The sequence below is a fragment of the Kribbella sp. genome (assembly GCF_035655035.1).
Taxonomy (GTDB): Bacteria; Actinomycetota; Actinomycetes; order Propionibacteriales; family Kribbellaceae; genus Kribbella.
In genome coordinates, this window is sequence record NZ_DASRVN010000099.1 from 1 (window position 1) to 10,219 (window position 10,219).

12 protein-coding genes are annotated in these 10,219 nt (G+C 68.5%); 6 read left to right on the forward strand and 6 right to left on the reverse strand.

The genetic code is table 11. The features are described 5' to 3' along the window. Positions 1 to 690: hypothetical protein (locus VFF46_RS05825; RefSeq protein WP_325035978.1), on the forward strand; the 690-nt coding region annotated here is incomplete at its 5' end. Here VFF46_RS05825 and VFF46_RS05830 read toward each other — a convergent pair. From VFF46_RS05830 to VFF46_RS05840, 3 genes are read right to left on the reverse strand one after another with little or no spacing between them, the layout of a single operon-like run. Further along, the gene (locus VFF46_RS05830; RefSeq protein WP_325035979.1) at positions 671 to 1,261 is read right to left on the reverse strand and encodes a maleylpyruvate isomerase family mycothiol-dependent enzyme; all 591 of its coding nucleotides are present in this window, start codon (positions 1,259 to 1,261) and stop codon (positions 671 to 673) included. The two genes, VFF46_RS05825 and VFF46_RS05830, sit on opposite strands and share 20 nt — an antisense overlap. A gap of 18 nt (positions 1,262 to 1,279) precedes the next feature. Further along, positions 1,280 to 2,470 (reverse strand): RNA polymerase sigma factor, encoded by a 1,191-nt coding sequence (locus VFF46_RS05835; RefSeq protein WP_325035980.1) that lies wholly within the window; start codon positions 2,468 to 2,470, stop codon positions 1,280 to 1,282. After that, positions 2,467 to 2,796, reverse strand: a complete 330-nt coding sequence (locus tag VFF46_RS05840; RefSeq protein WP_325035981.1) for a YciI family protein — start codon at positions 2,794 to 2,796, stop codon at positions 2,467 to 2,469. Before VFF46_RS05840 ends, VFF46_RS05835 begins: the two co-directional genes overlap by 4 nt. A 59-nt stretch (positions 2,797 to 2,855) precedes the next feature. On the opposite strand from VFF46_RS05840, the gene VFF46_RS05845 reads away from it, so the two are divergent. From VFF46_RS05845 to VFF46_RS05860, 4 genes are all read left to right on the forward strand, one after another. Then, on the forward strand, positions 2,856 to 3,242 hold the full coding sequence (locus tag VFF46_RS05845) for a VOC family protein (RefSeq protein WP_325035982.1): 387 nt from the start codon (positions 2,856 to 2,858) through the stop codon (positions 3,240 to 3,242). Positions 3,243 to 3,313: 71 nt separating this feature from the next. Beyond that, complete coding sequence (gene zwf / locus VFF46_RS05850; RefSeq protein ID WP_325035983.1) at positions 3,314 to 4,801, forward strand: glucose-6-phosphate dehydrogenase; 1,488 nt, start codon at positions 3,314 to 3,316, stop codon at positions 4,799 to 4,801. An 18-nt stretch (positions 4,802 to 4,819) separates the two neighbouring features. Beyond that, positions 4,820 to 5,581, forward strand: a complete 762-nt coding sequence (gene cobF, locus VFF46_RS05855) for a precorrin-6A synthase (deacetylating) (protein WP_325035984.1) — start codon at positions 4,820 to 4,822, stop codon at positions 5,579 to 5,581. A gap of 144 nt (positions 5,582 to 5,725) precedes the next feature. Continuing rightward, a complete protein-coding gene (locus tag VFF46_RS05860; RefSeq protein WP_325035985.1) occupies positions 5,726 to 7,183 on the forward strand; it encodes a carboxylesterase/lipase family protein in 1,458 nt (485 codons plus the stop codon). Here the strand turns inward: VFF46_RS05860 and VFF46_RS05865 are convergent. Next, complete coding sequence (locus VFF46_RS05865; RefSeq protein ID WP_325035986.1) at positions 7,137 to 7,775, reverse strand: TMEM175 family protein; 639 nt, start codon at positions 7,773 to 7,775, stop codon at positions 7,137 to 7,139. The two genes, VFF46_RS05860 and VFF46_RS05865, sit on opposite strands and share 47 nt — an antisense overlap. After that, positions 7,768 to 8,832 (reverse strand): MFS transporter, encoded by a 1,065-nt coding sequence (locus tag VFF46_RS05870; protein WP_325035989.1) that lies wholly within the window; start codon positions 8,830 to 8,832, stop codon positions 7,768 to 7,770. The genes VFF46_RS05865 and VFF46_RS05870 overlap by 8 nt, the downstream gene beginning before the upstream one ends. A gap of 29 nt (positions 8,833 to 8,861) precedes the next feature. Here VFF46_RS05870 and VFF46_RS05875 point away from each other — a divergent pair, with 29 nt between their 5' ends. Next, positions 8,862 to 9,803: an aminoglycoside phosphotransferase family protein gene (locus tag VFF46_RS05875; protein WP_325035987.1), complete on the forward strand. Its 942-nt coding sequence runs from the start codon at positions 8,862 to 8,864 to the stop codon at positions 9,801 to 9,803. Position 9,804: 1 nt separating this feature from the next. Here VFF46_RS05875 and VFF46_RS05880 read toward each other — a convergent pair. Beyond that, a partial coding sequence (locus VFF46_RS05880; protein WP_325035988.1) for a MarR family winged helix-turn-helix transcriptional regulator occupies positions 9,805 to 10,219 on the reverse strand: 415 nt, incomplete at its 5' end.

Here is a 10,219-nt window from a genome sequence, read left to right on the forward strand (position 1 = left end):
CTGCGGTACGCACGGTTCCACCTGGGCCACCGCGGTCTCCCCCAGGTGCTCAGTGACCGCACCAGGCTGTACATGCAGTCCCACCCAGGTCCTGGCGGCACGCTGTTCGTGGAGCTGAACGGGGTGGGCGTGAGCTGGATGCTGCGTCCGACGGCGCAGGGGCCGACTGTCGTGCAGCACGGTGGTGACTGGTCAGGCCAGCACTCCGGGTTCCTGTTCGTGCCGCAGCGGGATTTCGCGATCACCTTGCTGACCAACTCGGAGAGCGGGCCGCTGCTGGTGGCTGAGCTGTTCGCGGACGACTGGGCGCTGCAGGAGTTCGCAGGGCTCGACAACCTGCCCGCCGTACCGCGGGAGCTGCCGCCACGCCGGCTGGAGGAGTACGTCGGTACGTACGTCGCCCAGCAGATCGGGTTCGACGGTAAGCCTGAGGAGATCGGCCTTGACGTCACGGCCGACCACGGCGAGCTGGCGGCGAGCGCAGGCGGCCAGGCGGTGGGCCGGTTCTCCTTCTACCGCAAGGACTTCGTGCTGGCGTCCAATCCGGACGGTACGCCGACGCACACCCGGGCGAACTTCGTCCGCGGTGGCAGCGGCCAGGTGGAGTGGCTGCTCTACGGCGGCCGACTGTTCCGCTTCCACACCGCCGGAACCCGCAAGACGGCAGCCTTCAGCCACCGTGTGCTTTAGGGACGGTACGGCCGCTTACTAAGAGCAGGAGGTTCTGAGCGGTGCCGGTGCGTGGCTCACCGGCACCGTAGGTCCAGTCGAGGTCAGTAGCCTGCAGTTGCACGCCTGTCAGGTCCACACCGAAGTACTTGAGCTGCCGTGGCTTCATCGAGTTCAGAATGAGGCGCAGGCGGTCCGCAGGTACCTGGCGATCGATGCCCAACGCAACGGTGATGTCGAGACCATGGATCACGTCGTGCGAGAGGGCGCCCTCGTAGCCGCCACCCGGTGGCTTCCACGGATTGTTGACGTTCTGCTGCAGGCAATCGACCAGCTCCGCCGACGTCAGCGTCGACGCGTCCTGCCGCGCCTGCCGGTCGGCGTACCGGTTGAAGTTGCCGCCGGCCCGCACCATCCCGGCCAGGAACCGCGGCATCGCGATCCGGTACGGCATGGTGATGTGCGCGACCACCTCCCGCACCCGCCAGCCGGCACAGAGCGTCGGCTTGTCCCAGTCCGGCTCCGTGAACCCGGCCAGCAACTCCGCCAGCTCGGTCCGCTCAGCAGTCACAGCGCTTCTGATGTCCGTCATACCGCACCGACGAACGGGTCAGCTCCGGACAGACACCTCGTGCAGGCGTTTCTGCAGATACAGGCGCTCAGCCTCGGTAGCGGCCAGGGCGAGTGCCTCGCGGTAGGCGGTTGCAGCCTCGGCAGGGCGGTGCAGACGGCGGAGAAAGTCGGCCCGGGTCGCCGGGAGCAGGTGGTAGCCAGTCAGTGGACCGGCCGCAAGCTCGTCGACCACCCGTAGGCCTACAGCAGGCCCGTCTGCCATGCCGATCGCTACAGCGCGGTTCAGGGCGACTACGGGCGTCTGCGGGAGCTGAGCGTAGAGCGCGGCGATCTGGGTCCAGTCAGTGTCAGCTGCTGTGGGCGCGGTGGCGTGACAGGCGGCAATGGCAGCCTGGATCTGGTACGGGCCGACGTCAGCGCGACGCAGCGCGGCGTCCAGGAGGTCGACGGCCTCCTGGATCTGGTTGTGGTCCCAGTGAGCGCGGTCCTGTTCTTCAAGCGTGATCAGGGCACCGTCTGGTGCGAGCCGCGTGTCCCGGCGGGAGTCGTGCAGGAGCATCAGCGCGAGCAGCCCGGCAGCCTCAGGTTCGTCCGGCATCAGCTGGACGAGCAGCCGCGCCAGCCTGATCGCTTCGCTGCTCAGCTGGCTCCGGACGACGTCGGAGTACCCCTCGTTGAACAGCAGGTACAGCACAGCCAGTACGGCGGGTGTGCGCTCCGGCAGCAGGTGTGCGGGCGGTACGCGGTACGGGATGCCCGCGTGCTGGATCTTGTGCTTCGCCCGGGTCAGCCGCTTGGACATGGTCGTTTCCGGTACCAAGAACGCCCGCGCGATCTCCGCCGTACTCAGACCTGCCAGTGTCCTCAGCGTCAACGCCACCCTGGCCTCCATCGCCAGCGCGGGGTGACAGCAGGTGAACATGAGCCGCAGCCGGTCGTCAGGGACGTCGTACGCGGGCTCTGACGGCTCCAGACCAAGCGCAGCGATCTGCTGAAGCTTGGCAGCGCCCACAGCCTCTCGGCGCAACCAGTCGATCGCCCGGTTGCGTGCGGTCGTCGTCAGCCACGCACCAGGCTTGTCCGGTACGCCGTCGTCCGGCCACCGCTGCAGCGCCGCGGCGAAGGCCTCTTGCGCGCACTCCTCCGCCAGCTCCCAGTCGCCGGTCACCCGGATCAGCGTGGCGACCACCTGGCCCCACTCCTGCCGGTAGAGCTCCTCGAACGTCACACCGGTGGCTCGTAGACGGGCCGGATCTCGATCGTGCCGTAGCCCGCCGCGGGGTGCTTCGCCGCGATCTCGATCGCCTCGTCCAGGTCCGCGCAGTCGATCAGCACGAAGCCGCCGATCTGCTCCTTCGTCTCCGCGAACGGACCGTCCGTGAGCAGCAGCTCCTGGTCGCGCACCCGCACGGTCGTTGCCTCGTCCGGCGGCCGCAGCCCGGCCCCGCCGGCGACGACGCCACGCGCCTCCATCTCCTCGGTCCAGCCACCGCACCCGTCGTTGGCATGCGCAGCGGCCGACTCGTCCCCACAGATCATCAGCAGGTACTTCACGCCTTCATCCTCGCAGGTCTAGCGTCGGCGGCAAGGAACTCTTTGGGGGAGGTACGGCGATGACTGGTCGGATCGTGCACTTCGAGGTGCCGTACGACGACGGTGAGCGAGCGCGGGCGTTCTACCGCGAAGCCTTCGGGTGGAACCTGATGGAGATGCCCGAGATGAACTACACGATGGTGTCCACCGGACCGGTGAACGAGCAGCAGCTGCCGGCCGAACCGGGCTTCATCAACGGCGGGATGTTCCAGCGCAGCGCCGGCAACGCCGACCTGACCCGGCCGGTGCTGACCGTCGACGTACCGGACATCGACGCCGCCTGGAAGACCATCGAGAGCCTCGGCGGCGAGCGGGTCGGCGAGAAGGCCCCGGTCGGCGACATGGGCTTCGCCGCCTACTTCAAGGACCCGGAGGGCAACATTCTCGGCCTCTGGCAATCGGCCTGACGCCTCGGCGTCACCGGAGCCTCCTAGACTGCGAGGTGTTGGCTCCGGTGACGTCCTCGGGAGGACCGCAAATGCCAGACCGTACCCAGACCATTGCGTACCCGGCGCCCGGGTCGCGCCCGTCGCGGCGGGATCCGGAGCCGCTGGCCCCGCATGTGATCGTGCTGTTCGGCGCGACCGGCGACCTGGCCAAGCGCAAGTTGCTGCCCGGGCTGGCGTACCTGCAGCAGTCGAAGTTCGCGCCGGACGTGCGGATCATCGGGACCGCGACCGAGGACCTCAGCTGCGACGAGTTCCGGGACCGCGCCCGGCAGGCGGTGGAGAAGTTCGGCACCCACAAGATCACCGACGAGCAGTGGGCGCAGTTCGCCGACCGGCTCGAGTACGTACCGGTGACGGCCGGGCCGGAGGCGCTGGCAGCCGCGGTGAAGAAGGCCGAGGAGCTGCTCGGCCCGGACACCCGGCGGCTGCACTACCTGTCGGTGCCCCCGAAGGCGGCCCAGGCGGTGATCGCGATGCTCCGCGACGCCGGGCTGGTGGACCGCGCCCGGGTGGTGATGGAGAAGCCGTTCGGTGACGACCTGGCCAGCGCGATCGAGCTGAACGACTTCGTCCACGAGACCTTCGACGAGGCGCAGATCTTCCGGATCGACCACTTCCTCGGCAAGGAAGCGGCGCTGAACATCCTCGCGTTCCGGTTCGCGAACGGCCTGTTCGAGCCGATCTGGAACCGGAACTTCATCGACCACGTGCAGATCGACATCCCGGAGTCGCTCGGCCTGGACCAGCGGGCCACGTTCTACGAGCCGACCGGCGCGTTCAAGGACATGGTCGTCACGCACCTGATGCAGGTGATGTCGTTCGTCGCGATGGAGCCGCCGACCGCCCTGGAGCCGCGGGCGATCTCGGAGGAGAAGAACAAGGTCTTCCGGTCGATGCTGCCGCTTGATCCCACCTGTGTGGTGCGCGGTCAGTACGGCGGCTACCGCAACGAGGAGGGCGTGGCGCCGGACTCCGACACCGAGACGTTCATCGCGCTGAAGGTCGAGATCGACAACTGGCGGTGGGCCGGCGTGCCGTTCTTCCTGCGCACCGGCAAGAAGATGGCCGAGGGCCAGCGGATCATCTCGATCGCCTTCAAGGAGGCGCCGAAGACGATGTTCCCGACCGGCTCCGGGGTCGGCTCGGAGGGCCCGGACCACCTGACCTTCGACCTCGCGGACTCGTCGCGGGTCTCGCTGTCGTTCTACGGCAAGCGCCCCGGCCCCGGGATGCGGCTGGAGAAGCTGTCGATGCAGTTCTCGACGCAGGAGACGGCGGGCGCGGCCGACGTACTGGAGGCGTACGAGCGGCTGATCCTGGACGCGATGCGCGGCGACCACACGCTGTTCACGACCGCCGAGGGCATCGAGTCGCTGTGGGACCGCTCGGCGCCGCTGCTGGAGGACCCGCCACCGGCCAAGCCGTACCAGCCCGGCACCTGGGGCCCGAACGCGATCCACCAGCTGATCGCCCCGCGCGCCTGGCGCCTCCCCTTCGAACGCGAGTGGCGGGAGTGAACGTCTAAGCTGCGGCGCATGCGGGAGATTCTGGTCGTCGGTGTCGGTGCGGGCGATCCGGAGCAGGTGACGATGCAGGCTGTGTCGGCGCTGAACCGGGTCGACGTGTTCATCGTGCTCGACAAGGGTGAGGTCAAGCAGGAGCTGGTCGACCTGCGGTCCGAGATCCTGCGGCGGTACGCGACCTCGAAGGAGTACCGGGTCGTCGTCGGGCGCGATCCGGAGCGGGACCGGACGACTTCGGCGTACGTCGAGGCCGTGGACGACTGGCGGCGGCGCCGGGCCGATGTGTGCGCGGGGATGATCGCGGCGGAGCTGGGCGAGGACCAGGTCGGGGCGTTCCTGGTGTGGGGCGATCCGTCGTTGTACGACTCCACGCTGGCGATCCTGGACGACATCCTGGCGCGGGGCGAGCTGGCGTTCGAGGTCGAGGTGATTCCGGGGATCAGCAGCGTGTCGACGCTGGCGGCGCGGCACCGGGTCGGGCTGAACCAGGTGGGCCGGCCGATCCAGATCACGACCGGCCGGCGGCTGGCGGCCGGGTGGCCCGAGGGGGTCGACGACGTGGTGGTGATGCTGGACGCGCAGACGGCGTTCACGGAGCATCTCGACCAGGACGCCGAGATCTACTGGGGTGCTTACCTGGGGACGCCGGACGAGCTGCTGATCTCGGGGCCGGTGCGTGAGGTGGCCGCGGAGATCGAGAAGGTCCGCGCCGAGGCCCGGCAGCGGAAGGGCTGGCTGATGGATACGTACCTTCTGCGTAGACCAAAGTCTTAGTAGGTCTGGCCGCCGGACCGACGTCGTCGGGGTGCTCTCGGGCACAGGCTGCTGGGTATGAAACGAATCTTGGCGATGACGGCAGCAGCGGCCAGCTTGTTGGTGGCCTTCGCAGGGCCCGGCGAAGCTGCACCACCAGATGTTGTGAAAACCGATCGTGGCCTGGTCGCGGGTAAGGCGATCGGGGATTCCCTCGTGTACGACGGGATTCCGTACGCCGCTCCCCCGGTCGGCGCGCTGCGGTGGAAGGCGCCGCAGCCGGCCCGCGCGTGGACCGGCGTACGGCAGTCGAAGGTCGGGAACGTGTGCCCGCAGCAACCGAATTCCGAGGCGCCGAAGGGGTCGTCCGCCGAGGACTGTCTCTACCTGAACGTGACGACGCCCGCGAAGCCGTCTGCCACGCCGCGGGCGGTGGTCGTGTGGCTGCCCGGCGGCGGGTTCTTCTCCGGGGCCGGCAGCAGCTACGAGGCGTCGAAGTTCGCGGCCCGCGGCGACGTGGTCGTTGTCACGGTCAACTACCGGCTCGGCATCTTCGGCTTCTTCGGGTACCCGGGCCTGCCCGGCTCCGGGACGTTCGGCCTCCAGGACCAGCAGGCGGCGCTGCGGTGGGTGCAGCGGAACGCCCGCGCGTTCGGCGGCGACCCGCGCAACGTCACGGTCGCGGGCGAGTCGGCCGGTGGGATGAGCGTCTGCGCGCAGGTGACCTCGCCGACGTCCACGGGCCTGTTCGCGAAGGCGATCATGCAGAGCGGCTCGTGCGCCTTCAACTGGGCCGCCAACAGCCAGTACCCGGGTCAGGCCGCGGATTCCCCGTGGATCCCGGTCCGCAAGGTCGAGGCGAACGGCAAGGAGTGGGCGGCCGGCAAGAAGCTGTCCTGTACGACGATCGAGTGCCTGCGCGGCATCAAGGCCGACGTACTGCTCGACGACACCCTCGCCTTCACCCAGATCGGGTACGGCGGAACGGCGGTCATGCCGTTCTCCCCGGCGACGGCGATGCGGGCGGGGCTGTTCCACCGGGTGCCGATGATCTCCGGCAACAACCACGACGAGGCCAACGGGTGGCTGTCCGCATTCGGTGACATCAAGGACTACCCGGCGCTCGTCAAGAACATGGTCGGTACGTCGAAGGCAGCACAGGTACTGCAGCACTACCCGGAGTCCCGTTACGCGTCGCCTGCGGCCGCTTGGGGTGCTGTGACCACGGACAGGATCTGGTCGTGCACACAGGTCGCAACGGACCAGCAGGCTGCTCGCAAGGTGCCTGTGTACGCATACGAGTTCGCTGACAAGCACTCGCCGATCGCCACACCCGGTCTGGGAGCTGCACATGCCATGGAGTTGCCGTACCTGTTCCGGCTCGGTGGCTACGACTTCCCGATGTCAGCGCCGCAGCAGACCCTGTCGAACCAGATGATCGACTACTGGACGGCGTTCGCCCGTACAGGCAACCCGAACGGGTCTGGGCGGCCGCAGTGGAGCCCTACCGGCAGCAGCTCCATCAACGGCGTCTCACTCGCTCCGACGGACCAGACCGGCATCCAGCAGGTCAACCTCAGCTCTGAGCACCAGTGCGGGTTCTGGGCTGCTCTGGGCGCATAGCGCGCCACACCCGCATGGTGATCGGCGCCAGGACCAGCAGGAACATCGCGTAGAAGTTCACCCCCGGCACGAACGACGCCAGCAGGAAGGCGACGGCGGTCAGCCCGGTCAGCAGCAGGGAGCCGATCAGCTCCCGCTTGCCGACCGGGTCGTCCGGGTTCTCGAGCTCCTGGTGACCGCGTACCAGCAGGGTGATCGCGGACTGGGTGATGCTCAGGGCAAGGATCGTGCCCGTGTACACCCCGGCGGTGAACCGGTCGCTGGGGAACGCGCCCACGATCTCGGTCGGGAACGGCAGTACGACGATCGTCAGCAGCCAGAGCAGGTTCAGCCGCATGATGGCCGGGGTGTACGCGCGAACGTGCTCGAAGACCCGGTGGTGTCCCAGCCAGAAGTTCGCGATCACCACGAAGCTCAGCAGGAACGTGAAGAGCTCCTGCCGGTGCTCGCTGATCACGCTCACCGCGTCACCGCCGTGGCTCTTGACCTCGGGGACCAGGTCGACCAGCGGCAGGACCAGCAGCGTGATGGCGATCGCCACCACCGCGTCCGTGAACAGCACCAGCCGGTCGGGGTCTCTCGACTTACTCACGGCCGACAACAGTAGCCGTACTCCGGAGCAGACCGACGGACAGCAGCACCGCCAGGAGTACGAAACCTGCTGCAGCGAGCCAAGCGGCGCCGTACCCGTCCCGAAGCGCCAGGAGGTTGCCCGCACCGTCGGCGGCGCGGTGGGCGGTGGTAGACGCAGCCAGGGTGGCGAGTACCGCCGTACCGACAGCTGCTCCGGCTTGCTGGGCGGTGTTGTTGAGTCCTGAGGCCAGTCCGGCGTCGGCTGGGTCTGCTGCGGACATGGCGAGCATGATCGACGCGGGGATGGCGACGCCGATGCCAGCACCCATTACGGCGAGCACAGGCCCGACGTTGACGACGTACGAGCCGTCGACCGGCGCCCTGCTGATCCAGAGCAGCGCGAGCATGAAGACGACCAGTCCGGCGATCAGCATCTTGCGGGGGCCGAAGCGGACGGTCAGACGCGGGGCGAGCGACAGGGACATCAGAGCGTTCATCAGGGGCGACGGCAGGAAGGCCAGGCCGGTCGTGAGGGAGTCGTAGCCGAGCACGCGCTGGACGTACAGCGCAGTGGTGAACTGGAAGCCGAAGCCGGCAGCAAAGAGCAGGACGACGATCAGGTTGGCCACGGTGAGCTGACGGCGCCGGAAGATGCGCAGGGCAAGTAGTGGGTTCTTGATCCGTGCCTGCCGTACGACGAACGCCGCCAGCAAGAGGGCTGCCGCACCTGCCTGGACCAGGGTTCGGGTGAGAGTCGCGTGCGGCTCTGCTGTCTGCACGATCGTGTAGACACCCAGTGAGAGCCCTGCGGTGACAAGCACGGCGCCCAGTACGTCAGCACCGTTAGCGAGACCAAGACCGGGCTGCTGCTGCAGGAGGCGTACGGCGAACACCAGTGCTGCCAGGCCGATCGGGACGTTGATCAGAAACGCCCAGTGCCAGCCGACGGTCTGGGTGATCACGCCGCCGAAGATGAGCCCGATCGACGCTCCGCTGGCCGCGGTGAAGGTCCCCCTGGATCGTCGGCAACGCCACCGCCTGAAAAGACCATAACAGGTAGTTCTGTAAGAGACGATCTCTTAGTGGACTTGCTAGGATCGGCCGGATGAGAGACGAGCCGGCGGAGATCTCGTGTGAGTTGGTGGCCAGGATCCTCGACGAGCACTGGGGTTTTCGGGCTGCTGAGGTCGTGTTCGCGCCGGTGGGGTTCGGTAGTCAGCACTGGATCGCGTCCCAGGAGGACGGGCCGCGGTGGTTCGTGACCGCGGATCAGGGCGGCGGGCGGGCGGTCGGGAATGCCATGCGTACGGCCAAGGAGTTGGCTGATCGTGCGTACGAGTTCGTTGTGGCGCCGTTGCCCGCGCGTGACGGACGGCTGGTCCAGGAGGGGCTGCCGGGGTGGGTGTTCGCCGTCCTGCCGTACCTGCACGGGTGGAGTACGCCGGACGGGCCGTGGGAGGACGCGGCGGAGCGGGTGCAGATCGCGCGGGTCCTCGGCCGGCTGCACGCAGCTCCGGCGCCGGAGTCCTTGCAGCGCTGGGATTTCGCCATACCGAACCGCGACGAGCTGATGGTTGCGTTCGAGGAGCTCGACCAACCGTGGTCCGGAGGGCCGTACGCCGAACCAGCCCGGCTGCGGCTGGCCGGAGCGCGTGAGTACGTGCACAGCAGGCTGGCGCAGTACGACGTGCTGGTCCGCGAGGTCGAGGCGTTCGACGACCCCTGGGTCGTGACCCACGGCGAGGCGCACAGTGCGAACGTCGTCCGCACCGCGGACGGCATGCGCCTGGTCGACTGGGGGACGGCCCGGCTCGCGCCGCGCGAACGCGACCTGACCGGCATCCACGATGGATCGGCCGACGTCCTCGCGGCGTACCAGTCGGCGGCCGGCCCGGTCAGTCCTCGGGCTGCGGCGCTGGAGCTCTTCAACGCCTGGTGGCCGCTGGGCGAGATCGCGTCGTACGTTCAGCTGTTCCGCCGGCCGCACGTCGAATCCGAGGACAGCAAGGAGTCCTGGCGGGAGCTGACGGTGTACCTCCCGGGCTAGTTCAGCCGGCCCGTTGGCGCGAGCGGCGGACCGGCTGGGCGGTCGTGGGGGTGGCGAGCGGCCCGTCGACGAGCGTGGTCATCGCGTCGACGAACGGCTGGCGCTGCGGGGCGGCGAGTGCGGCGAGCGCGTCGGCGTGCACGCGGTCGACGATCTGCTGGCCCTCTGCGGCGACTCGAGCGCCGGCGTCGGTGACGGCGATGATGCGGGCACGCCGGTCGGTCGCCGACGGTTTGCGTACGGCGTACCCGGCCTTCTCGAGCGCGTCGACCGTAACGACCATCGTGGTCTTGTCCATGTACGACAGCTCGGCGATCTGGATCTGGGTACGCTCGGCCTCCAGCGCGTGCCGCAGTACGCACTGCATCCGCAGCGTCAGCCCGATCTCGGCCAGCGCCGCGGACAGCTGGGTCTCC

What these genes read in the sequence shown, in the direction of transcription:
- cobF (WP_325035984.1), top strand. Translation starts at nt 4,820, where the DNA reads ATGCGGGAGATTCTGGTCGTCGGTGTCGGTGCGGGCGATCCGGAGCAG.
- VFF46_RS05845 (WP_325035982.1), top strand. Translation starts at nt 2,856, where the DNA reads ATGACTGGTCGGATCGTGCACTTCGAGGTGCCGTACGACGACGGTGAG.
- VFF46_RS05875 (WP_325035987.1), top strand. Translation starts at nt 8,862, where the DNA reads ATGAGAGACGAGCCGGCGGAGATCTCGTGTGAGTTGGTGGCCAGGATC.
- zwf (WP_325035983.1), top strand. Translation starts at nt 3,314, where the DNA reads ATGCCAGACCGTACCCAGACCATTGCGTACCCGGCGCCCGGGTCGCGC.
- VFF46_RS05830 (WP_325035979.1), bottom strand. Translation starts at nt 1,261, where the DNA reads ATGACGGACATCAGAAGCGCTGTGACTGCTGAGCGGACCGAGCTGGCG.